Source organism: Pseudoglutamicibacter cumminsii (assembly GCF_003143995.1).
GTDB lineage: Bacteria > Actinomycetota > Actinomycetes > Actinomycetales > Micrococcaceae > Pseudoglutamicibacter > Pseudoglutamicibacter cumminsii_B.
In genome coordinates, this window is the sequence record NZ_QFWG01000001.1 from 19,798 (window position 1) to 41,634 (window position 21,837).

The following is a 21,837-nucleotide window of genomic DNA, read 5'->3' on the forward strand; positions in this document are numbered from 1 at the left end:
AACAAAATTTTCCAACGTTAGAATGGCGAACATGTCTAAGGTTCTTTCCAATCTGCCCGTCGGCGAACGCGTCGGCATTGCTTTCTCAGGTGGCCTCGATACGTCGGTGGCTGTCGCATGGATGCGTGAAAACGGTGCGATTCCGTGCACGTACACCGCGCACATCGGCCAGCCGGACGAGCCGGATATCGAAGGTGTTCCTGGCCGCGCTAAAGAGTACGGCGCGGAGATCGCTCGCCTTGTTGATGTTCAGGACATGCTGGTCCAGGAAGGCATCGCCGCGCTTCAGACGGGTGCTTTCCACATTCGTTCGGGCGGTAAGACCTACTTCAACACCACGCCTATCGGCCGCGCGGTAACCGGCATGATGCTGGTGCGCGCCATGAAGGAAGACGGCGTCAACATCTGGGGTGACGGTTCGACCTACAAGGGCAACGACATCGAGCGTTTCTACCGCTACGGCCTCATGGCCAACCCGAACTTGAAGATTTACAAGCCGTGGCTTGACTCGAAGTTCGTTGACGAGCTCGGTGGCCGCCAGGAGATGTCCGAATGGCTCACCGAACGCGGCTTCCCGTACCGTGACTCCGCTGAGAAGGCGTACTCGACGGACGCGAACATTTGGGGTGCAACGCACGAAGCGAAGGACCTCGAGTTCCTCAACAACGGCGTGAACCTGGTTGAGCCGATCATGGGCGTGGCCCCGTGGGATGAATCGGTTGAGATCAAGACTGAGGACGTCACGGTGACCTTCTATGAGGGCATGCCGGTTGCGATCAACGGCGTCGAATACGAAGACAAGGTTGAGCTCGTCAAGGAAGCTAACCGCATCGGTGGCCGCCACGGGCTGGGTATCTCTGACCAGATCGAGAACCGCATCATCGAGGCGAAGTCTCGCGGCATCTACGAGGCTCCGGGCATGGCGCTTCTGCACATCACGTACGAGCGCCTGGTCAACGCGATCCACAACGAAGACACGATCGCGACCTACCACAACGAAGGCCGCCGCTTGGGTCGCCTCATGTACGAGGGCCGCTGGCTGGATCCGCAGGCACTCATGCAGCGCGAGGCTCTGATCCGTTGGGTTGCTTCCGCTGTGACGGGTTCGGTGACGTTGCGTCTGCGCCGCGGTGACGACTACTCGATCATGAACACCGAGGGCCCGAACTTGTCGTACCACCCTGAGAAGCTTTCGATGGAGCGTGTGGGTAACGCTGCGTTCGGTCCGGATGAGCGCATCGGCCAGCTCACGATGCGCAACCTGGACATCGCTGACTCGCGTTCCCGCCTCGAGCAGTACGCCGAGCAGGGCATCGTGGGTGGTGTGACCGCCAAGCTCGTGGGCGAGCTTGAAGAGGGTGGCGCTGAAGCGATCGTGGCCGGTTCCGAACAGGCCGACGAGGACCTGGATGAGGCATCAAACCGTGCCGCATTCGACATGGGCACCGACTAATCAACGACGCGCCTAAACAGCCGCGCGACATCAGCGCATAATAAAACCGGCGCATAAAACCAGCACATAGCGACGGGGGCTGCGGTTCAGATTGAACCGCAGCCCCCGTCGTTGTTGATAGCCCTGTTGCTGTTTATGGGGCGCTATGTATGGCTTCTAGTCCTGGCTAGCTTCTTGGCTTGGGTCGTATTCGCCGGGTTTGAGGCCGGAGACGTCGATCTGATCGAGCGGGATGAGGCGGCCCTGTTTTGTGACGATGGCGTGGATGCCCCAGATCGCGAGGAAGATTGGCAGGCCGATGTAGGAAGAAAGTACGGCGCCGAGGTTGCCGTTCTGGATGGCTTCGAAGTTCTGGCCGATGATGACCACGAAGATGACGCTCAACCCGACGATCGGACCGAACGGGTAGAGCGGCGCCTTATACGGCAGTTCGGACAAGTCGTGGCCTTGCCTGATGAAGGCCCTGCGGAAGCGTAGGTGGCTCCACGAGATGCCTGCCCACACGGTGAAACCACACAGCGCGGAGATGTTGAGTAGCCACGTGTAGGCCTGGCCTTCGCCCATGAGGTGGGTTGTGAACGCGAAGCCGCCGATGGCCGCGGTGGTCAGCAGCGCCGGGACTGGGACGCGGCGCTTGGAGAGCCACGTGAAGATTTTCGGTGCACGGCCGGATTCCGCGAGCGCGTACAGCATGCGGGTTGAGGAGTAGAGGCCCGAGTTACCGGCCGAGAGGATCGCGGTGAGGATCACGGCGTTCATGACACCGGCAGCGAGCGCAATGCCGGCGCGGTCGAACACGAGGGTGAATGGGGATGCCGTGATGTCTTCGTTGTTGGCGGCCGCGAGCAGGTTCGGGTCGGTGTAGGGGAGCAGGAAGCCGATCACGGCGATCGCCGCGATATAGAAGATCATGATGCGCCAGAACACGCCGCGGATGGCGCGCGGCATATCGCGGCGTGGGTTTTCGGATTCGCCGGCGGCGACGCCCACGAGTTCGGTGCCTTGGAACGAGAAACCCGCGACCATGAACACGGCGATGGTGGACCACGGTCCGCCCACGAACGGAGCTTCGCCTGTGGTCCAGTTATGGAAGCCAGGGGATGGGCCGCCGATCACACCGATGATCATGAGCACGCCGAGCACGAGGAACACGATGACGGTCGCGACTTTGATGAGCGCGAACCAGAACTCGGATTCGCCGAAGGCGCGTGCCGAAAGTGCATTGATGGCGGTCAGTAACGCGAGGAACACTGCGGCCCAGATCCACCCGGGCACATCAGGGAACCAGAACCGCATCACAAGCCCTGCAGCTACGAGTTCTGCCGCGAGTGTGATGGCCCAGTTGAACCAGTAGTTCCAGCCGGTTGCGAACCCGAATGAGGGGGACACGTAGCGGGACGCGTATACCTCGAAGGAGCCAGCTACGGGCAGGTGCGTGGACATCTCGCCGAGTGACTGCATGACCATGAGCACGACGAAGCCGATGAGCGCATAGGCTAGGAGCGCGCCGCCGGGGCCGGCTTGGGAGATGGTTGCGCCGGATGCGAGGAATAGCCCGGTGCCGATCGCGCCGCCAATGGCGATCATGCGCATGTGGCGAGCATGCAGGCTCCGGTTGAGGTTGTCGGCAGCATCGTTGTGTGCGTGCTCGGTTTTGCTCATGGGTAGACCTTCTATTAGTCAGGGTGACACGTGACGTTGAAACGTCATGTGCGCTGACGTTACCCGTTTCTATAAGCAAATGGTGAGACATACGTAAAAAAGACGTTAGTTTTGATGCGCGCGAAAGGTAAGTCTCAAACTCTGCCCACACATATCCGGATGTCAAGCGCTCAACAAGGTGGATACAAGGGCGCGTGATGTATGTTCACACGGCTGTGAACGTTGCTCTCAAGCGCTGAAGGCCGGCCGGGCTCCCCCTAAATTACGGGCTTTTCAAAGAATATTAAGTTTGTGAACGTAGGTGAGTTGACATTAGTTGTGAATGTAGGTACAGTTCTAACTAACGCAAGCATCATTCATGTTGAAAGGTCTTCATGTTATGGAAACGCTCCGAATGGCCAAGCCGCTTCAGTCCAGTGCCACCGCCCGCCGCTTGATTCTCGTGGACATCGAGAACTTCAACGGTCTTCCAGTCCAGAGCTCGAAGCAGGCCGAGTGGTGCAAGGCAATGCTCACCAACTGGCTCGACATCAAAGAAGGCGAGATCGTCGTTGTCGCAGTAGACGGCAGTGGCATCCTGGCTGTGAACGCAGCTTGGACTGGTGTGCGCTTGTGTATGGGGAAGGGAGAGGACGGGGCGGATCTCGTCTTGATCGAAGAGATCAAACGAATGAACCCAGGGCGATTCACTGAAATTGCGCTCGTTTCAGGAGACGGGATCTTCGCCGAGTCAGTTGCCCGTGCTGCGGCACTTGGGTTACCTACCAAGGTTTATAGCCATCGTTCCCAGCTCTCCAAGCGGCTCCAGCTTGCCGCTACGGAGGTCCACCTTTCGCAAGACTTCTTTGTAAACAACGATGCTGTGGCGGCAGACGCTACAGCGGTAGAAGACAACGTTATTCAGCTTTATCCACACATCAAGGAGACGGCATAAATGGGTGCCACCACCGGACATCTCACCCTCAAGGACATCGCGGAGCTGGCTCAGGTCAGCCGGCCAGCTGTCAGCAACTGGCGTGCGCGTTACAGCGATTTCCCTCAGCCTGTTGAGGAATCCACGCCTCGGAAACCACTCTTCGAATCAGCTGCTGTTGTTGATTGGCTGAAGCGCAACGGTTTCTTCCCTGAAGATGCCGAGAACGAATTGCGGCTCACTGCCCTCTGGGCCGTGGCGAATCTGCTGCGTAATGAGCTCGATGTCGATGACATTCCACTTGTGATGCTCACGCTACTGGCCCTAGATAAGGACGCGAACTTTAGCGTCTCGAGTGAGTATGAAGAGCTGAAAGCAAGCATCAGCGGCGAAACGCTGAAAGAAGTTCAGCAAGGAATAGCTTCGTTGAAGCTGGAAGATTACGGTAAAGCCGCGCAGCTCGTGGTGGATCGGTTCCTGGGCATCGGTTCGCGAGGAGCCCGTAGCCAGTATGGTACGAGCACCTCGTTGTCGAGTGCCACTGTTGTTGCGGCTGCCTCCACTACCTTGGACGACGTCGGCACTATTTTGGATCCGGCGTGCGGCATCGCTGCAACACTGGTTGGTGTGGGGCGTCAAGTTCCTGAGGCTCAGCTCATTGGCGTAGAACTTGAACCGCACATCGCGAGTTTGGCGCAGCTACTTGTTTATCTCACTGGATACGAAGCGAACATCGAAGTAGGGGACTCGCTTGGTGGCGACCCATTTTTTGATCGCAAGGTAGACCTGATCGTGTGCGAGCCTCCCCTCGGGATGCGAGCCACGCGTTCAGCCGGCGATGCTTTGCGCGGTGCGTCCCCGAATGCATCCCTTGAAGATCTGTTCCTGTTGTACGCGTCTTCGCATTTAGGGACTGGCGCGCGAGCATATGTGATGGCCAGCGAATATACGACGTTTGGTACGCGGTTCAAGGATCAACGGCAGCGCCTTGTCGCCGATGGTCGTGTTGAGGCGATCGTGGGTTTGCCGGTTGGTTTGTTCTCGTCGTCTCGGTTGCCTGCTGCGCTCTGGGTTTTGAGTTCAGAGCCGGTCAAGGAGCCGCTCCTGATCGATGCGTCTGCTGCACGTCCGAAGTCCGTCCCTGGTCGGATTGCTGAATGGCTTACTGTCGCACGCAACGGCGAAGCCACGGATGTTCCGTACAAGACGGTGTCGTTGGCGGATGTTGTGACTCATGATGGTTCGCTACATCCGGCGACGCATCTCAAAGAACCTCTTGATAGCGCAGAAGTGGCACCTGTTTTTGATGCTGCTCTTGAATCTCTTCGAGCAGGGGTGAAGGGGGTTGCGCGGATCAACCTGCCAAGCACCACTTCCGCCGCCATCACGCCGGCTGAATCTTCGACTGCTCTAGGAGACCTTGTTCGTGCGGGGCATTTCGAATGGTTCGCGGGTCGCTACCGTGCTGATGAGGATCTCATCGATGAGGAACATGCCGGTAAGGAGAGCGGGTCTGGTGTGGCTCGCATCGTTTCCTTGCGTAGGGACTCGAAGCCTGCATTCGTTGGCGAGTTCGAAGCGAAGCACGTCTTGCATTCGGCTGACATTGTTGTGCCACGCATCAGCAAACAGGAAGCCTGGGTGTTCAAGGAGGACGGCCACACGTGGGTGCCGTCCGGCCATGTCGCGGTGCTTCGCCCTGTCTCAGGTGAATATGACTCGGACTTTATTGCGGCGTGCCTCAACGCGCCAGTCAATATCGACACTCGAGGCATGGTGCCACGTCGGGTCCCGCTGCTTCGAGCTGTGATCGCTGACCTGAACCCTGAACAAAGGGCGATCGCGGCTGAACTGTCACGTTCGCTGGCTGAGGCTCGGGAGTCGGCGCGTGAACTTGAGCGCGAGGCTCTAGAAACGAGTGATGCATTCCTCAACCTCATTTTCGCTAACTAGGGACGCTGTTGCTCTAGCCGTTGCCGCTCTTTGGTGGATACGTTCGCCAAAGAGCGGCAACAATAGAGATATCTATGTTGATTCAAAGATAGGATTAACGTCGCACATATATTGAAGTGACGTGCATCAGTCCGGGTTGCGGAAAGAGGCTGAAGGTTTGGAAAAGATAGCGGTGGCCAGGAAATGGTTCGTAGAGGCTCGAACTGCAAAGGCTGCGGCGGCGGTCAGCCTGGTGGTCGGGTTGGGGCTTGCAGGTTGTGGTAGTTCCTCGGAGTCGGCGAAGGGAACGACGCCTTCCGAGTATTCCGAGCAGTCAGGCGGCGCAGATTCGGCTGCGCCGTCGAAATCGGTCAGTTCATCGGATTCAGCTGCGCCGTCAGAATCGGCTGTGCCGTCTGAGACTAGTGCAGGAACCCAGCCAGGCACGAGCTCCAGTAAGCCTCAGAAGAGCACAAACAAGCCTGAGAAGAGCGCGAGCAAGCCGAAGGTCAACCGCAAGAAATTTGGCGCGAACACGGTGGTCATGGAAGGCACCGTGCGGATTATGTCCAACCGAGAACTTATTGACGGGCCGATGAAGAAGGATCTCAATGGGTGGGTGCCGGTTGAGGCCGATCAAATGACGGACCGCTATCCGATCCTGGTTCTCGACAAACCAACCAAGCTGACGGGGCATCAAGCTGACCCTGAGCCACGCACTGAGACTGTGAAGTATGTTTCGCTGGGGCATTCAAGCCCTGAATGGGCCAACCTGAATGTGTGGAAGCGGTACGACGGCAAGCGCGTCGTTGTCGTAGCTAATCAGGATGATTTTGGGTGGCCTTCCGATGTTTCGATGCCGCTCGGCTGGCTGCGGTTCGCTGGGCACGAAACCGCGGACATCATCGTCCGCTGAGCCCACGCCTAGCTGGGCCTACTGTTCGACGTAGGTGCACAGGGCGCGACCAGGCTTGACGTTGTCCTGCTGCTCCGAGACGACCTTGCCGTTGATGAGGATCGTGCATTTCGCGGCGAGGTGCGCGCCTTGTGGGACGTCGAAGCTCACGCGCACGTCGGAGAGGTCGTTGCTTTCGCGCTTCACAACGAGCGGTTCGCTGGTTGCGGTGTCGAGCTTCCCGTGTTCGCCGCCGATTGCTGGGCCGAGCTTCCAATCCATCGAGGTGAGATCAGCCGGATTGGTTGTGCTGGTTTGAGGTTGGGTTCCGGTCTCCACGGCGACGCCGCGGAACTCCACCTCGACCGTTTCGGCCCCGCAACCGGCGAGCCCCACTCCGATCAACGCTGTCGCGAGGCCTGCGCCGAGCATCTTGGGTAGGCGACGTGCAGGTTTTGAAGCGTGACGGGTGAACATACGGGCCTTTCATTCTTTCGCGATCCGCGCTCGATCCGTGGTTGGTGCGCGGTGGTGATCGTGCCCATTGTCTCATCTGCTGATCAGCCGCGCGGGACCGCCACTAATTGGTCGCTTAAACCGGGCATAGTGTACGGTTGATCGGAGTCTGTCCACTCATTTTGGGCAGAGCCGTCCAGCCATGGACAGGTATCGGGCTATGGCGCAGCTTGGTAGCGCGCTTGTCTGGGGGACAAGAGGTCGTCGGTTCAAATCCGGCTAGCCCGACCACGATAAATACCACTGGCGGGGTTGCAACAGTTGTTGTTGCACCGCCAGTGTTCTCTCTGGCACAGTTTTATCTAGCTGTGCTCACTAGAACTGGTAGTCGGTTACGTCAGTTGGTAGGAACAGAACGCCGACGACCGTTCCGTCGCGGCTGATCGCAATGCGGGAGACGAGCTCGCCAGCTTCGTGCCGCAGTGTCGAGGCGACCACGGCGGTACCGACATTTTTTGTGGTGAGCGTGTCAACCGCGTCGGTCTCGGGGTTGCCTTTGATGGGGACGACTGTCTGATCGGTGATCTCTTGTAGCTCGCCGAGGTCGGTGAGGATCTCCGTCCATACCTGCGAGATGACGCTCCAGGGGAGGTCGTCACGGACCCCTGGGTCGAGCATGGCGATGGTTTCGCTTTCTTCGCCGCGTGCGATGTGGCGGATGAGTTGGTCTGAAACGTCAGGGAGGTGCGTGGTTGGTTTCGGGGCCATGGTTTCTCCTGTGAATGGATTGCGTACCGTGCCGAACCGTTTGAAAGCTGCTTGCCGTGAGACGTTGAGTGCTTTCCCGATGTCTGCCCATGAGTGGCCCGCGGTGCGAGCTTGGGCCACGGCGTCTTCTAGCTGGTGTTCGGCGAGGCTGACTGCCTGCATGCAGTGGTGGATATGCGTCAATGGATCCATGTATGTAAGTCAACCTTAGGTTGACACTCATGTCAACTCAGGGTTGACGTAGGTGTAAAATTGAAGCATGACCGAGAAGAAGAAGCGCTTCGATCTCCCGAAGCCGCTATCCCTCGCTTTCACTATCGCTATCTTTCTTGTGATACCGATTCCTGCCGCGATCTATTTCGGCGGTGTTGACTGGTTGACTCAGGGACCGCAGGCTGGGTTGAAAGAGTTTCTCATCACCTACGTTCTGAGCCTCGTGGTGCTACTCGTGAGCCTTGGTTTTACTGTTTTTCGCGGCCGCTAAAAGAAGAATGACAAGGGAGCTCATTAGGCGCTGAGGTTGCAGGGTAACTTCTACTTCTGAACCAGGGGCCTCAGGTAGATCCCGGCTGGTTTGTGGTGTCGGTTTTACAATCGGTGCCGGTGTCCGCCGCCGCACTCGCCGAGTGAAGTTGACCACGCTCTCGGTGGCATTAGGCAACAAAGAACAAGCTAAGCCCGTATTTCTGGGTTCCTTGCAAAGACCCATCGGGTAACTTTTATCTGTGATATCTAAACGTCGCAAAGAGTCATCTGATCCAGATTGCCACCAGCCTCGACAGAACAGTCATGCGATCGACCCTGCAGGAATGCGTGCCATCTGGCTACTGCTCGTAGCCGCGTTCGTATCGATCCTCAACGAAACAACGATGGCGATCGCCATTCCGGCGTTGAACCGATCCTTGGGCATCCCGCCCGAACAAGGGCAATGGCTCACTAGCGGCTTCATGCTCACCATGGCAGTCGTCATCCCAACGACTGGCTTCCTGATCCAGCGTTTCACGACGCGTCAAGTGTTCTTGGCGGCAGCTGGTCTCTTCGCTCTGGGCACCGCGGTGTGCATGGTCTCGCAGGGTTTCATTCCGCTACTGACAGGCCGCGTGATTCAAGCGGCTGGAACCGGCATCATGATGCCGCTGCTCATGACCACCATGATGGAAGTCGTGCCGGCTCAGCAGCGCGGACGGATGATGGGCCGCGTAGGCCTCGTCATCTCGCTGGCGCCAGCTATTGGCCCAACCATGTCAGGCATTGTCCTCGACACCCTGGGTTGGCGCTGGCTCTTCGGAATCGTGTTGCCCATCGCGATCATCTCTCTTCTCCTGGGATGGCGCTGGCTGGGCAACCTGGGGGAGTCCACGACCGCGCCCATCGACGTCCTCTCTGTGGTGCTATCCGCGTTCGCGTTTGGCGGCATCGTCTTTGCTCTGAATCAGCTGGCCAACGGCGGTTCCTCCACTGAGGGCTCTTTCCTGACCTCGCCAGCGGGTACATGGGTACTGATGGGCACGAGCCTTCTGATCCTCGTGTTGTTCGTACTCCGGCAGTTGGCTCTCCAGAAACGGGATGGAGCGCTCCTCGACCTCCGCGTGTTCCTGTCCAGCAACTTCGTGGTGTCCGTAGCGATCATGACGATCGTTGCTTTGGCGATGTTCGGAACGTTCTCGCTCCTGCCTCTATACCTGCAGTCCGTCGTGGGTCTCACAGCAACGCATTCTGGGCTCGTGATGTTGCCAGGATCGATCCTGATGGGGTTGCTGGGTCCCATCATGGGACGCATTTATGATGCTCGGGGACCTAGAATCCTCCTGATTCCCGGCACGATTTTCATCTCGGCTGCTCTGCTTTCGTATTCCATGGTGGGAGCGCAGACCCCAGTCTGGTGGATCGTCTCCACACAGATCGTGATGGCGCTTGGCTTGGCCGCGTCCTTCACGCCACTGTTTTCCGCGTCCCTGGGATCCCTACAACGACACCTGTATTCGCACGGTTCAGCCGTGTTGAACACGCTCCAACAAGTGGCTGGGGCAGCAGGAACGGCGATGCTCATCGGCGTGTACTCAGCCTCGCTTCACTCCGGTGAGGCGCGCGGGCTCACGGTTGTCGAAGCCGGGGAACCGGGCGCACACACCGCCTTCCAGATGGCCCTGATCGCTGCCCTCGTGGCGGTAGTGCTCTCCGTCTCTGTGCGCAAGCCTGAAGAGCCGGAAGTGCCAGATCGCTCTGTCGTTGTGGACGAGGACGACAACCCGGAGCAGAACAACAACGACTGACGCTCGCCTCAGGGCTGACTTCTTCCCGTTAACGTGTCCCACTTCACTCTCAGGAAGCGATAGGCTCAGAGTAAGCGCACAGGAAGTGCCTAATCTGATCTGTGCTTAACCTGATCCAGGGAAGGTGATGACGTGGAGATTGGTCGCTTTATCGAAGGGCAACCATGCTGGCTCGAGCTTCGGACGTCCGTACGGCGTGAAGCCCTCGACTTCTACACAGGCTTGCTGGAATGGCAGTACGAGGAACGCGATGGCCTCACCACGGCCCTGATTCGCGGTCGCGCCGTCGCATCCATCGTCGACAAGACCGATGATTCCCGCCCAGACGAGTGGATCACCTACATCGCCGTGGCCTCCGTTGACGACGCGATCGAACGCGTCAAAGAATCCGGCGGCGTCGTGCTCGAAGAAGCCGAAAACCGCCCAGGCCTTGGCCGTGTAGCGCTGGTAGCTGACAGCCCAGGTGACCTCGCCGCCGTCATGGGCCTCATGGAGATCGGGGACCACCAGGGCTACGAGGTCTACTACAAGGCGGGCGCGCCGTACTGGCACGAGCTCTACTCCCGTAACTTCCCGGGCACCGTGAAGTTCTTCGAGGACGTCTATGACTGGAAGACTCAGAACGTCTCCGACGTCGTCGGCCACGAATACGTGACTCTCCAGGGCGAAGAATCCGGCCCAGTCGCCGGCATCATGAACGCCTCGGCGGTGCTCAAGGACAACATTCCTGCGACTTGGCGTATCTACTGGGGCGTGGCCAACGCCGCAGCGCAGATCGACGTCGTCGGCCACCTCGGCGGCCGTGCGGCTAGCCTGCCAACCGAAACGAACATCGGCGCCGTAGCCTCCGTGATCGATCCAGGTGGCGCACGCTTCCTGATCGGCTCGGGCTACCCAGTTCTATAAACGAACCGGCCGGAACGCGGCCTAAATGTGGTGGGTGCGCACTGCCAAGGTGCGCACCCAACATGTTTAAAGAACTTCCGGAATTCAGCACCGCAGCAAAAGCAACGCGGCCAAGCGGCGGCAGGGAGAGCTTTTAGGTACCGCTTTCAGGGGTGACGAGCCCCTCCGCTTCCATCCGTAACAGGTGCTTCTTAGCGGCCTCGCCGCCAAGATAAGCACCCATGCGGCCATCCGTACGAACTACACGGTGGCAAGGCAACAACAGTGGCAACGGGTTTGTCGCGCATGCGGTACCAGCGGCTCGAACCGCATCGGGGCTGCCGGCCATCTCAGCGAGTTCGGCATACGTGATCGTAGTGCCGTAAGGGATCTGGGCGAGCAAACGCTGCGCGTGCTCGCGGAAACCATCACCGTGAGGGCCTTCCAGAGGGACATCAAACATGTCACGCTCAAGCATGAAGTATTCATCGATCTGCTCAACCGCCATGTCGGCCCACATTTGAGCCTCTTCGCGCAATCCGGCGTCAGCGTCCTCAAACAACCGTGCCATGCCTTTCTCAACGAAAGGGTTCATGCGGTGTTTGAAGTCGACGCGTGAAATCCCGTTAGGGGTAGCGGAAACGACGAGCGTCCCTACCGCGGTGGCCAACTCAGCCACGGCAGCGACAATATGAGATGAGTCGCTCATTTCCACTTTCACCTGCCTCAACATAAGAACGGAGCCTACATCTCAAGAGGATGTTGGTTCCGAGGTCAATAAATCCATAGTAGTCGGCCATGCCCCACAGGCAAGGCATTGCATCCACTATGCGGACTCACAGAATCCTGTTGGGTGCTTGTTAAGCGGTACAAGGCGGGTGTGGAACGGGAACGTTAGAGGCAGATGACGCTATGAGTCGTTGCAAAAAGAAACAGTTTTCCGCGTAGTTTTAGAATGGTGCCTCAGGTGAACCGCCATATGGCTTCACACAACATACGGAGGGCACTAAAAATGACTACAGAAACGTCTGGAACTATCCGTGCCGGCATCGTCGGCTACGGCAACCTTGGTCGCAGCGTTGAAAAGCTCGTTCAAAAGCAGGCCGACATGGAGCTCGTCGGCATCTTCTCGCGCCGCGATTCCCTCGACACCGAAACCCCCGTCATCCCGGTCGCGGATGCCGCCGACTATGCCGACAAAATCGACGTTCTGTTCTTGTGCCTCGGATCCGCAACGGACATCCCAGAGCAAGCCCCAGGTTTCGCCGAGAACTTCACCACGGTAGACACCTACGACAACCACGCCCTGATCCCTCAGCATCGCAAAGCGATGGATGAAGCCGCTAAGAAGGGCGGCAACGTCGCGTTGATCAGCACCGGATGGGACCCGGGAATGTTCTCCCTCAACCGCACGATGGGGGAGGCCTTCTTCCCGAACGCCCAGCAGAACAGCTTCTGGGGCACCGGCCTGTCCCAGGGCCACTCCGACGCGGTCCGCCGTATCCCAGGCGTCAAGTTCGGTGTGCAATACACCGTCCCAGCCGAGGATGCGATCGAAGCCGCTCGCACAGGCAACGGCGAGAACATCAACAAGTACGATGCGCACCAGCGCCGCTGCTTCATCGTCGCCGACGAAGCCGATCACGAACGCATCCACGAAACCATCGTGACCATGCCGGACTACTTTGAGCCATACCAGACTGAGGTTAACTTCATCTCCGAAGAGGAGTTCAAGCGCGACCACCAGGGCATGCCGCACGGCGGCCGCGTCATCACGACCGGTGACCTGGCGGGCACTCGCTCAACCATCGAATACTCCCTGGACCTTGAAGCGAACCCTGACTTCACGGCCGCAGTGCAGGTTGCCTATGGGCGTGCCGCTGCGCGTCTTGCCGCTGAAGGTCGCACCGGCGCAGTCACGGTGCTTGAAGTTCCTCCGTACCTCATCTCGCCAACGCCACTTGACGAACTGGTCAAGCGAGACATCTAATGCCGCATCAACACCGCGACGCCGGCGCCGACGTCACCACACCCGAGATGCTCAACCGCGTTGCGCGGTCACTTCCGGTGTGGGAACCAACGCGCCCTGGAAGCGGATACATTGAACTGACCCACCCGGACGGTGCCCGCATTCGCATAACAGCGGACGCGGTCATCGGTCGGCAACCGGGGGAGTTCGCTGAAAAAGAGGGTCTCATTGGCATACCGGTTCAAGACCCGCACCGGAGCGTATCCCGTGTCCACGCGCATCTCTGGGTGCGCCCGGACGCGCCTGCGTCTGTGAGCGATGCCAATTCCGGGAACGGGACCCGGCTCCAACGCGGTGAACACTACATATCCGTAGCTAACGAGCCTGAACCTCTTGAAGATGGCGACATCATCTGGTTAGGTGACGTTGGATTGCGCACCGCAATTCAACGCTGACCCCGGTGTGGGGTGACCAGAAACGGTGTAGATATGGATCAGTACAGCTACGGCCTCGGTACGGAACACTTCACTGCGACTCACGGCGATGAGCCACCTCATGACGCAGCTTCTTCAACCCGCTATCTGCAAAATGCACTCGCCGCATGGCGTACGAATCCGTCCCCTCAGAACTGGATGGGTTTGCTGTCGGAGTTCTACGGGGCCTACGTTGCCGTGCCTGTCAACAGCCAGGGGCAGTTGGTGATGTATATCCACGAAGGCCAACTCGCGATCCCCGCCCACACCCGCCGCCAAGCCGTCTATGAATGGTGCGCGGCACTCGGGATCCAAGAACGCCCGCAGATACGCATGATGCTGGGCGATGACCTCGTGAGTGTCATCGCCTCGATACGCCCTGATCACTGCATCATGCTCGATTCGCAAGAAGCCGCGGTTGCTATCTATGCTGTCGACGAATATGTTGCCGGCTACTCGCGCTTCGGCCGTTTGAAAGCCGCGCTACGCAGTAACGACGTGCAACGCGGCTTCGTTGACCGCATCGTCCATGAGCTCATGCGGCCCGGAGCACAAATCGTGTACATGATGAGTCCTGGCTCGAATCAGCAACACTATCCGCAACTGGTCAACAGGCCAACAGACGGCGCCGTGGCTTGCCCGCTGTTCACATCGGCCCTTGAAGTTTTCCGCTTCCAACCCCAGGCTGGGGCCGGTCAAACAAGCGTCGAATGGTTCCGCCGCTACCTGCCGGCAAACGTTCCCATCTGCATCGACTTGGCCGCTGAAGGGCACGTCGTTGAGATCAGCCCCCAGCAATTGGCTGCGGCGGGTTTCTGGATGTGAAGCAATCATCACCTCCGTGGTCAAAACTGCCCCTCAGCATGCGATAAGGTTGTGACAGTTGTTAACACGAGTGAAGGAGTGGTCATGACTCAGGGTCAACCAGATGGCCGCGAATCTGGCGTGGAGCCATCCACGCAGACAACCTCCGTCGCGCTACCGCCAGTCAGCGACGAGGTCATCGCTAAGTACCGTTTGTCTGAAGACGAACGCCGCGCTGTATCGGCTCTTCCGCAGGATTCCGCGCTTCTGCTCTCTAACGAGGGCGAGGTTCGTGGTGCACGATTCCTGCTGGATCAGGACGTGACTACGGTTGGTCGTCGCCCAGATTCAGATATCTTCCTCGATGACGTCACCGTGTCCCGCAAGCACGCTGAGTTCCGCCGCGAAGGCCGCACCTTCCGCGTCGTCGACTCCTCGAGCCTGAACGGAACCTACGTCAACGGTGACCGCGTTGACGACGTCGAACTCCGTTCCGGCAGCGAAGTGCGCATCGGCAAATACGTCCTGAAGTTCTACCAGCCTCTTCCTGAGCAGTGACTCGACGTAGAAACCTTGATGTAGTTCTGGGCCGAAGCTCCGCAGCCGCTGCTGCTCCAGCTTCCGGCCCTCAGCGTGAGCCTGCGCTCGCCCCGCGCAGTGGCGTCAAGAACATCGGCGACGTGTTGTCTATCCTGCAGGAAGATTTCCCTGCGGTGACCGCCTCGAAGATCCGCTTCCTCGAGGAGAAGGGCCTCATCACTCCGGCCCGTACCGCCGCCGGATACCGTAAATACACGGCCTCCGATGTCGAACGTCTGCGTTTCATCCTCGCGTTGCAGCGGGACCAGTACCTTCCGTTGAAGGTCATCAAAGAGCATCTCGATGCGGTCGACGCGGGGGAGAACCCGCAAGCCCTGCCGGGCGGCACGACGATCGCGCCACGCGTTCTCGACGAGGTTGAGGCTGAGCAGATCGCGGGTCACGTGCGGCCCCTGACGCGCGCTGAACTCGCGGGCCGTGCCGGTGCGTCGGTAGCTTTCGTTGACGAGCTGACGGAACTCGGCATGATTACTGCCGATGAAGACGAGCTCTTCGATTCGCTTGCTTTGCAGGGCGTAATCGCTGCGTTGCGTCTGGCTGAATACGGTGTTCAGCCGCGCCACTTGCGTCTGGTTCGTACCGCCGCGGAACGTGAGTCTGCGCTGATCGAGTCCGTTGTGACGTCCTCGCATCCGCGCCGTGATTCGACCTCGTCCGCTCGCGCCGCCGACCAAGCCGAGACCATGGCTGAGGCTCTATCTGCTTTGCACCGCTCGATGCTCTACAGCCGCATCGACCACTTTGACCGCTAAACCGGGGTGTTTCTGTGACATTGGACGGTTATCAGGCCGTTGAGGTTGAGAATGCCTTGATCGAGTTGCCATCGCAACAACCAGTTGTTGTGATGCATGAAGTCGGTGGGGATCGCGTGTTCCCGCTGTGGATCGGTTCGCACGAATTCGCGGTGCTTTCGATGTTGCTTGAAGGTAGTAGCGCGATGCGCCCGCTGACTCACGAACTTTTGCTCAGCATGGTTGATGCGCTCGACGCCGAGATTGTGCGTGTGCGCTTGGTGGATGTGGAGGACATGATCTTTCACGCCCGGATTGACTTGAATAATGGTCGTGAAGTCGATGCTCGGGCATCCGATGCGGTGATTCTGGCTACGCACGCTGATTTGCCGATCCTGATGTCACGCGAACTTCTGGATCACGTGGGGTTTGCGCGGCCTGTCGAGGAAGATCCCGCTGCCACTGACATGCAGGTTGAAGAGTTCAAAGAGTTTTTGGAAGACCTTGACCCGTCAGATTTCGAATAATTATGACGACACGCCTTCAAGTTAAACCTGAAGGTCTTTGACCCGGGGCCGGATTCGGCCTACTTTCTTAACTAGAAGAGTCTCCTCTTTTCAACCTTGTTGTCTCACATCACTCGCATCCGAGAACTGCAAGGTTTATAACCGCCCCAGTTCTCAAAGACTTGAACGCAAGGAGATCGCACGTGAGTCACGATGTAGATCAGCCGGATATGGTCCCTGTGACGCCCGGAAACCAGGGAATGCTGTTCGATGACGACCTCCCTGTTCTTGACGAAGCCGCCGGCTACCGCGGCCCAACCGCATGCAAAGCCGCTGGCATCACGTACCGTCAGCTGGATTACTGGGCGCGCACCGGGCTTGTTGAGCCAACCATTCAGACTGCGACCGGCTCCGGATCGCAGCGCCTCTACAGCTTCCGCGATGTCCTCGTTCTGAAGGTCGTCAAGCGCCTGCTCGACACTGGTGTGTCTCTTCAGCAGATCCGCACCGCAGTCGCGACCCTGCGTGAACGCGGCGTGGATGACCTCGCTCAGATCACCTTGATGTCCGATGGCGCCTCGGTTTATGAATGCACGTCGGCCGATGAGGTCATCGACTTGGTACAGGGCGGCCAGGGAGTGTTCGGTATCGCAGTCGGCCGGGTTTGGCGCGAAGTTGAATCCTCGATTTCCGAGTTGCCAGTCGACTACGCTCGCAACGAAGAGAACGCAGAGCCAGAAGTTGCGCATCCAGAAGACGAACTTGCACGCCACCGCGCACGCAAGTCCGCTTCCTAACCGAGCGACCCAAGCGAAGAAAAGCCTGGACAAAACTTAAACGACTGAGGGCCACGACGAACTGATTTGTCGTGGCCCTCAAACGATTAAGTCAGTGAATCAGCTTAGGGCTGTCGATACACCGTTTCGCGTTTAGCGCCGGCTACGGCGACGTCCCGCGCGACGCGAACCGCTTGCAGGCTTGTTCTTGAGCTGCGGCAGTTCCGGTGCGATCGTGCGCAAGGCATCTTCGAACGCCTCCGCGGCTTCCTTCGCGGCGCTACCCGGCCAGTGGTGCACCGCATAAGCCGCGCCCTGGATCTGTTGCCAGTTAGGGGTCTCCGGGATCGGCGGCTGGATGAGCCCGTCACCAAACATCACCGCGAGCTCGTTGAGGCGGAAAGCGTGCTCGGAAGAGTCGCGGCGGTAACGGTTCGCTACCACGCCATACGTCTCAATCGTGGTGTTGAACTCTTGCCGGAACAGCCTCAGCGCACGCAGAGCGCGCTCCGTGCCAGCCACAGAGAACAGTGCCGGCTCCGCAACCAAAACCACGCCATCGGAGGTGTACCACGCCATCCGAGTTAACCCGGACAGAGACGGAGGGCAGTCAATCAAAACGAGGTCATAGCGGCGCTCCGCCCCTTCAAGGACGCGCTTGAGGCGCTTAAGATCCCGGGTACGGATATCAGGGCGATCAAAATAGCCAGTCAAAGCGGAACCAGGCAGAACATCCAAGACCGCATCCGCATCGCCATCGGCTTTTGCTCGCTCAGTCCACGCCGACGGCGTCGGGTCAGTGTCAATCGACGCCTTGCGAGGCGACTTCAAGAGGGTGCCGATGGGTGTGGTCGCGTTCGGGGAAACGCCCAGTCCCGTCGATGCGTCCGCATGGGGGTCAAGATCAACCACCAGGGTGCGCACTCCAGCGGCGAGCGCGGCAGAAGCCAAACCCAAGGTGACGGAGGTCTTACCGACGCCTCCCTTCAGCGAAGAAACGCTGATGATCTGCACAAGCAAACACATCCTTGACGAGGTAGCAACAGTTTGGTTCTCATCATATCCAAAAGGAGGGGGTATTCCGTGTTGATTCCACTGTGTTCCTGTCAGCGGCTGCTCATACAGGTGGCTTGTGTAACATCTCGCACTTATGTGAACCCGAGCCCATGATTCATACAGGAATATATATAGGATGTTGCCACCGGGCTATATGTCCACGAGGGCTGTAAGTCCACGGATGAAGGCGGCCGCATCGATGTGGCCCCGTGTTTGAGGAGGCTTATCTGTGAAGCAGAAAAGCAAAGTGTTGGTCGCTAACCGTGGCGAAATCGCGATTCGCGCGTTTCGCGCCGCCGTTGAACTGGGGATGGACACGGTAGCTGTCTACCCGTGGGAAGACCGGAAGTCGATCCACCGTCAGAAAGCTGACGAGGCCTACCGCATCGGCGAAGAAGGCCGCCCGCTACGCGCCTACCTTGATGTTGAGGAGATCATTCGTGTAGCGAAGTCTTCGGGTGCAGACTTCATTTACCCCGGCTACGGGTTCCTTTCTGAGAACCCAGACCTCGCGCGCCGCGCTGCAGAAGAAGGGCTCACATTTGTTGGCCCGCCTGCGGAGGTTCTGGAGCTTGCGGGTAACAAGGTCGCGGCGATCAACGCGGCAAAGAGCGCAGGCATCCCGACGCTCGCCTCGACTGATCCGTCAGAGGACCTTGATCACCTGTTGAGCCAAGCCGACACCATCGGCTTCCCGCTCTTCGTGAAGGCCGTAGCTGGTGGTGGCGGACGCGGCATGCGCCGGGTCGAAAAGGTCGAAGACCTTCGTGATGCGCTAGAAGCGGCATCGAACGAAGCCTCGACCGCGTTCGGCGACGGCAATGTGTATCTCGAACAGGCTGTGCTCAAGCCGCGCCACATCGAGGTTCAGATCCTCGCGGACGGCGAAGGCAATACGATCCACCTGTACGAACGTGACTGCTCGGTTCAGCGCCGCCACCAGAAGGTGGTCGAGGTCGCTCCAGCACGTGACCTCGACCCGCAGGTGCGCGAATCCATTCTCAACGACGCCGTGAAGTTCGCGAAGGCCGTCGGCTACCGCAACGCGGGCACCGTCGAGTTCCTGCTCGATACCGAAGGCGAACGCGCCAACGAATACGTGTTCATCGAAATGAACCCGCGCATCCAGGTTGAGCACACCATCACCGAGGAAATCACCGACGTGGACCTCGTCGCTGCGCAGCTGCGCATCGCGATGGGCCAGACGCTCGCTGACCTCGGGCTGAGCCAAGACGCCATCAAGCCTCGCGGCGCTGCCGTTCAGTGCCGCATCACCACTGAAGACCCTGCTCAGGGCTTCCGTCCAGACGTCGGAACCATCGCGGCATACCGTTCCGCGGGCGGAACCGGCGTGCGCCTCGACGGCGGAACCATCTACGCGGGCGCGGAAATCTCGCCGCACTTCGACTCGTTGCTTGTCAAGCTCTCGACCCGCGGCGCAACCTACGACATCGCGACCCGCCGCGCCTTGCGCGCCCTGGATGAGTTCCGCATCCGCGGCGTGGCAACCAACATCCCGTTCATCAAGAACGTCTTGAGCCACCCAGAGTTCCAGGCAGGGCCTGTCGCGACCGACTTCCTCGACAGCCACCCCGACCTGACCGACATCCAGCCAAGCCGCGACCGCGGAACCAAGGCACTGGCCTACCTTGCGGACGTGACCGTCAACCAGCCCCACGGCCCACGCCCGGACATCATCAACCCTGCGCTAAAGTTGCCTGCCTACCCGGGCAACACGCTGGAAAACCCGGAAGCCTCGCCGTTCGATACGGTGAGCGGGCCGGCGCCAGCTGATGGCTGGAAACAAGTGCTCGATGCGGAGGGCCCGGAAGGGTTCGCTCGTGCACTTCGCGCTCACAAGGGCCTCGCGGTGACTGACACGACGTTCCGCGACGCTCACCAGTCGTTGCTCGCGACTCGCGTGCGTACCCGCGACCTGCTCGCGGCCGCACCAGCCGTAGCGCACACGCTCCCGCAACTTCTTTCGATCGAAGCGTGGGGCGGAGCGACCTACGACGTCGCGCTGCGTTTCCTCGGCGAAGACCCATGGAAGCGACTCGAGCTTCTGCGCGCCGCAGTGCCGAACATCCCAATCCAGATGTTGTTGCGCGGTCGCAACACGGTCGGCTACACGCCGTACCCGCAAGAAGTCACCGAAGCGTTCGTCGACCAAGCCGCTAAGGCCGGCGTCGACATCTTCCGCATCTTCGACGCCCTCAACGACATCGAACAGATCGCTCCGGCGATCGCCGCCGTACGCAAGACCGGAACCGCTGTTGCGGAAGCCGCGCTGTGCTACACCGGCAACCTGCTGGATCCGAACGAGAAGCTCTACACCCTCGAGTACTACCTCGAGCTGGCTCAGAAGATGGTCGACGCGGGTGCCCACGTGCTCGCAATCAAGGACATGGCAGGCCTGCTGCGACCAGCCGCGGCAACAAAGCTCGTGACCGCACTGCGGGAACGCTTCGACCTGCCAGTGCACCTCCACACCCACGACACCGCAGGCGGCCAGCTGGCAACCCTGCTGGCCGCGGCGGAAGCCGGTGTCGATGTGGTCGATGTTGCTGCCGCATCGATGGCAGGAACCACCTCCCAGCCATCGATGTCCGCGCTCATCGCCGCAACCGACAACACCGAACACGAAACCGGGCTGTCCATGACCGCGGCAAGCGACCTCGAACCATACTGGGAAGCGCTCCGGCAGGTCTACGCGCCGTTCGAATCCGGGCTCAGCTCGCCAACCGGCCGCGTCTACCTCCACGAAATCCCAGGCGGCCAGCTGTCCAACCTGCGCCAGCAAGCGATCTCGCTTGGCCTTGCCGACCGTTTCGAAAAAATCGAAGAAGCCTACGCGGCAGTCGACAAGATTCTCGGCCACCTCATCAAGGTCACCCCATCCTCCAAGGTTGTGGGCGATCTCGCGCTCGCGCTCGTGGGCGCGAATGTCGACCCAGCCGACTTCGAGCAAGACCCGACGCTGATCGACCTGCCGGCATCCGTCGTCGGATTCCTCTCCGGTGAACTCGGGACGCCAGCCGGCGGATGGCCAGAACCATTCCGCAGCAAGGCGCTCGCCGCCGGCGCGAAGGATATCTCCGTGGTGCCGCTCGATGCGGAGGACGCCGAAGCTCTCAAGGGCGAGGACGAGACCGTACGTGAAACGCTGAACCGCTTGCTGTTCCCGGCGCCAACCAAGGAATTCAAGCAGAAGCAGGACGAGTACGGAGACCTCTCCGTGCTCGAAACCCGCGACTGGCTCTATGGCCCACAGCGTGGCGAAGAGTCGCTCATTCCGCTTGAAGAAGGCGTGCGGCTGCTCGCGAGCATCGAAGCGATCTCGCCAGCTGACGAACACGGAATGCGGACCGTGCACTGCCGCCTCAACGGCCAGTCGCGCAACATCCAAGTCCGTGACCGTTCGGTTGAAGTCCGCGCAGCGCAAGCCGAAAAGGCCGACCCGGACAATCCGGCGCACGTCGCCGCACCTTTCGCGGGTGCCGTGACCGTCCGCGTCAAGCCGGGGGAGACCGTCGACCGTGGTGGCCGCGTAGCGACCATCGAAGCCATGAAGATGGAAGCCGCGATCACCACACCAACCGGCGGGGTAGTGCGCCGCGTCCTGATCGACGGAACCGGGCAGGTCAACGGCGGCGACCTCATCGTCGAATTCGAACGCGACTAG

General features: G+C 59.6%; 20 protein-coding genes and 1 tRNA gene. 16 read left to right on the plus strand and 5 right to left on the minus strand.

Going from position 1 to position 21,837, the window contains the following annotated elements:
• The first annotated feature begins 31 nt into the window (after positions 1 to 31).
• On the plus strand, positions 32 to 1,453 hold the full coding sequence (gene argG / locus CAY35_RS00100) for an argininosuccinate synthase (RefSeq protein ID WP_101630138.1): 1,422 nt from the start codon (positions 32 to 34) through the stop codon (positions 1,451 to 1,453).
• A 156-nt stretch (positions 1,454 to 1,609) separates the two neighbouring features.
• On the opposite strand, the gene CAY35_RS00105 is transcribed toward argG, so the two are convergent.
• Positions 1,610 to 3,115 carry an amino acid permease gene (locus CAY35_RS00105; RefSeq protein ID WP_109302803.1) on the minus strand — a complete coding sequence of 502 codons (1,506 nt, stop codon included), beginning with the start codon at positions 3,113 to 3,115 and terminating at the stop codon, positions 1,610 to 1,612.
• A gap of 394 nt (positions 3,116 to 3,509) precedes the next feature.
• Between CAY35_RS00105 and CAY35_RS00110 the strand changes: the two genes are divergently transcribed.
• The 3 genes from CAY35_RS00110 (at position 3,510) to CAY35_RS00120 (ending at position 6,876) form a co-directional block, all read left to right on the plus strand.
• Positions 3,510 to 4,049 carry an NYN domain-containing protein gene (locus CAY35_RS00110; RefSeq protein ID WP_146191878.1) on the plus strand — a complete coding sequence of 180 codons (540 nt, stop codon included), beginning with the start codon at positions 3,510 to 3,512 and terminating at the stop codon, positions 4,047 to 4,049.
• Positions 4,050 to 5,981 carry an N-6 DNA methylase gene (locus tag CAY35_RS00115; protein ID WP_109302805.1) on the plus strand — a complete coding sequence of 644 codons (1,932 nt, stop codon included), beginning with the start codon at positions 4,050 to 4,052 and terminating at the stop codon, positions 5,979 to 5,981.
• Between the two features lie 388 nt (positions 5,982 to 6,369).
• Complete coding sequence (locus CAY35_RS00120) at positions 6,370 to 6,876, plus strand: hypothetical protein (RefSeq protein ID WP_146191879.1); 507 nt, start codon at positions 6,370 to 6,372, stop codon at positions 6,874 to 6,876.
• An 18-nt stretch (positions 6,877 to 6,894) separates the two neighbouring features.
• On the opposite strand, the gene CAY35_RS00125 is transcribed toward CAY35_RS00120, so the two are convergent.
• The gene (locus CAY35_RS00125) at positions 6,895 to 7,332 is read right to left on the minus strand and encodes a hypothetical protein (RefSeq protein ID WP_109302807.1); all 438 of its coding nucleotides are present in this window, start codon (positions 7,330 to 7,332) and stop codon (positions 6,895 to 6,897) included.
• Positions 7,333 to 7,525: 193 nt separating this feature from the next.
• On the opposite strand from CAY35_RS00125, the gene CAY35_RS00130 reads away from it, so the two are divergent.
• Positions 7,526 to 7,602, plus strand: a tRNA-Pro gene (locus CAY35_RS00130).
• Between the two features lie 84 nt (positions 7,603 to 7,686).
• Here CAY35_RS00130 and CAY35_RS00135 read toward each other — a convergent pair.
• Positions 7,687 to 8,271 (minus strand): hypothetical protein, encoded by a 585-nt coding sequence (locus tag CAY35_RS00135; RefSeq protein ID WP_146191880.1) that lies wholly within the window; start codon positions 8,269 to 8,271, stop codon positions 7,687 to 7,689.
• A gap of 67 nt (positions 8,272 to 8,338) precedes the next feature.
• Here CAY35_RS00135 and CAY35_RS00140 point away from each other — a divergent pair, with 67 nt between their 5' ends.
• From CAY35_RS00140 to CAY35_RS00150, 3 genes are all read left to right on the plus strand, one after another.
• A complete protein-coding gene (locus CAY35_RS00140; protein WP_109302809.1) occupies positions 8,339 to 8,563 on the plus strand; it encodes a hypothetical protein in 225 nt (74 codons plus the stop codon).
• Between the two features lie 325 nt (positions 8,564 to 8,888).
• Positions 8,889 to 10,352 carry an MDR family MFS transporter gene (locus CAY35_RS00145; RefSeq protein WP_181377421.1) on the plus strand — a complete coding sequence of 488 codons (1,464 nt, stop codon included), beginning with the start codon at positions 8,889 to 8,891 and terminating at the stop codon, positions 10,350 to 10,352.
• Between the two features lie 132 nt (positions 10,353 to 10,484).
• Positions 10,485 to 11,258: a VOC family protein gene (locus CAY35_RS00150; RefSeq protein ID WP_109302811.1), complete on the plus strand. Its 774-nt coding sequence runs from the start codon at positions 10,485 to 10,487 to the stop codon at positions 11,256 to 11,258.
• 133 nt (positions 11,259 to 11,391) lie between these two features.
• On the opposite strand, the gene CAY35_RS00155 is transcribed toward CAY35_RS00150, so the two are convergent.
• Positions 11,392 to 11,946, minus strand: a complete 555-nt coding sequence (locus CAY35_RS00155) for a methylated-DNA--[protein]-cysteine S-methyltransferase (RefSeq protein WP_109302812.1) — start codon at positions 11,944 to 11,946, stop codon at positions 11,392 to 11,394.
• 303 nt (positions 11,947 to 12,249) lie between these two features.
• On the opposite strand from CAY35_RS00155, the gene CAY35_RS00160 reads away from it, so the two are divergent.
• The 7 genes from CAY35_RS00160 to CAY35_RS00190 all read left to right on the plus strand — a co-directional run bounded on the left by CAY35_RS00160 (position 12,250) and on the right by CAY35_RS00190 (position 17,117).
• Positions 12,250 to 13,227, plus strand: coding sequence for a diaminopimelate dehydrogenase (locus tag CAY35_RS00160; RefSeq protein WP_109302813.1), 978 nt, complete (start codon positions 12,250 to 12,252; stop codon positions 13,225 to 13,227).
• Positions 13,228 to 13,274: 47 nt separating this feature from the next.
• The gene (locus CAY35_RS09970) at positions 13,275 to 13,661 is read left to right on the plus strand and encodes an FHA domain-containing protein (protein ID WP_375231731.1); all 387 of its coding nucleotides are present in this window, start codon (positions 13,275 to 13,277) and stop codon (positions 13,659 to 13,661) included.
• Between the two features lie 33 nt (positions 13,662 to 13,694).
• Positions 13,695 to 14,504 carry a hypothetical protein gene (locus tag CAY35_RS00170; protein WP_109302815.1) on the plus strand — a complete coding sequence of 270 codons (810 nt, stop codon included), beginning with the start codon at positions 13,695 to 13,697 and terminating at the stop codon, positions 14,502 to 14,504.
• Positions 14,505 to 14,588: 84 nt separating this feature from the next.
• Positions 14,589 to 15,041 carry an FHA domain-containing protein gene (locus tag CAY35_RS00175; RefSeq protein ID WP_109302816.1) on the plus strand — a complete coding sequence of 151 codons (453 nt, stop codon included), beginning with the start codon at positions 14,589 to 14,591 and terminating at the stop codon, positions 15,039 to 15,041.
• Positions 15,038 to 15,835 (plus strand): transcriptional regulator FtsR, encoded by a 798-nt coding sequence (ftsR, locus tag CAY35_RS00180; RefSeq protein ID WP_309136502.1) that lies wholly within the window; start codon positions 15,038 to 15,040, stop codon positions 15,833 to 15,835. The genes CAY35_RS00175 and ftsR overlap by 4 nt, the downstream gene beginning before the upstream one ends.
• Positions 15,836 to 15,849: 14 nt before the next feature.
• Positions 15,850 to 16,341, plus strand: a complete 492-nt coding sequence (locus CAY35_RS00185) for a bifunctional nuclease family protein (protein WP_109302817.1) — start codon at positions 15,850 to 15,852, stop codon at positions 16,339 to 16,341.
• A gap of 209 nt (positions 16,342 to 16,550) precedes the next feature.
• Positions 16,551 to 17,117 (plus strand): MerR family transcriptional regulator, encoded by a 567-nt coding sequence (locus tag CAY35_RS00190; protein WP_101630004.1) that lies wholly within the window; start codon positions 16,551 to 16,553, stop codon positions 17,115 to 17,117.
• A 132-nt stretch (positions 17,118 to 17,249) separates the two neighbouring features.
• On the opposite strand, the gene CAY35_RS00195 is transcribed toward CAY35_RS00190, so the two are convergent.
• Positions 17,250 to 18,110 (minus strand): ParA family protein, encoded by an 861-nt coding sequence (locus tag CAY35_RS00195; RefSeq protein WP_109302818.1) that lies wholly within the window; start codon positions 18,108 to 18,110, stop codon positions 17,250 to 17,252.
• A 271-nt stretch (positions 18,111 to 18,381) separates the two neighbouring features.
• Here CAY35_RS00195 and CAY35_RS00200 point away from each other — a divergent pair, with 271 nt between their 5' ends.
• Complete coding sequence (locus tag CAY35_RS00200; protein WP_109302819.1) at positions 18,382 to 21,837, plus strand: pyruvate carboxylase; 3,456 nt, start codon at positions 18,382 to 18,384, stop codon at positions 21,835 to 21,837.

Excerpts from the sequence above, each read along its gene's own strand:
- CAY35_RS00160 (WP_109302813.1), top strand. The coding sequence starts at position 12,250 with ATGACTACAGAAACGTCTGGAACTATCCGTGCCGGCATCGTCGGCTAC.
- CAY35_RS00190 (WP_101630004.1), top strand. The coding sequence starts at position 16,551 with ATGGTCCCTGTGACGCCCGGAAACCAGGGAATGCTGTTCGATGACGAC.
- CAY35_RS00125 (WP_109302807.1), bottom strand. The coding sequence starts at position 7,332 with ATGTTCACCCGTCACGCTTCAAAACCTGCACGTCGCCTACCCAAGATG.
- CAY35_RS09970 (WP_375231731.1), top strand. The coding sequence starts at position 13,275 with ATGCTCAACCGCGTTGCGCGGTCACTTCCGGTGTGGGAACCAACGCGC.
- CAY35_RS00145 (WP_181377421.1), top strand. The coding sequence starts at position 8,889 with ATGCGTGCCATCTGGCTACTGCTCGTAGCCGCGTTCGTATCGATCCTC.
- CAY35_RS00155 (WP_109302812.1), bottom strand. The coding sequence starts at position 11,946 with ATGAGCGACTCATCTCATATTGTCGCTGCCGTGGCTGAGTTGGCCACC.
- argG (WP_101630138.1), top strand. The coding sequence starts at position 32 with ATGTCTAAGGTTCTTTCCAATCTGCCCGTCGGCGAACGCGTCGGCATT.
- CAY35_RS00175 (WP_109302816.1), top strand. The coding sequence starts at position 14,589 with ATGACTCAGGGTCAACCAGATGGCCGCGAATCTGGCGTGGAGCCATCC.
- CAY35_RS00110 (WP_146191878.1), top strand. The coding sequence starts at position 3,510 with ATGGCCAAGCCGCTTCAGTCCAGTGCCACCGCCCGCCGCTTGATTCTC.
- CAY35_RS00140 (WP_109302809.1), top strand. The coding sequence starts at position 8,339 with ATGACCGAGAAGAAGAAGCGCTTCGATCTCCCGAAGCCGCTATCCCTC.
- CAY35_RS00135 (WP_146191880.1), bottom strand. The coding sequence starts at position 8,271 with ATGGATCCATTGACGCATATCCACCACTGCATGCAGGCAGTCAGCCTC.
- CAY35_RS00105 (WP_109302803.1), bottom strand. The coding sequence starts at position 3,115 with ATGAGCAAAACCGAGCACGCACACAACGATGCTGCCGACAACCTCAAC.
- CAY35_RS00170 (WP_109302815.1), top strand. The coding sequence starts at position 13,695 with ATGGATCAGTACAGCTACGGCCTCGGTACGGAACACTTCACTGCGACT.
- CAY35_RS00115 (WP_109302805.1), top strand. The coding sequence starts at position 4,050 with ATGGGTGCCACCACCGGACATCTCACCCTCAAGGACATCGCGGAGCTG.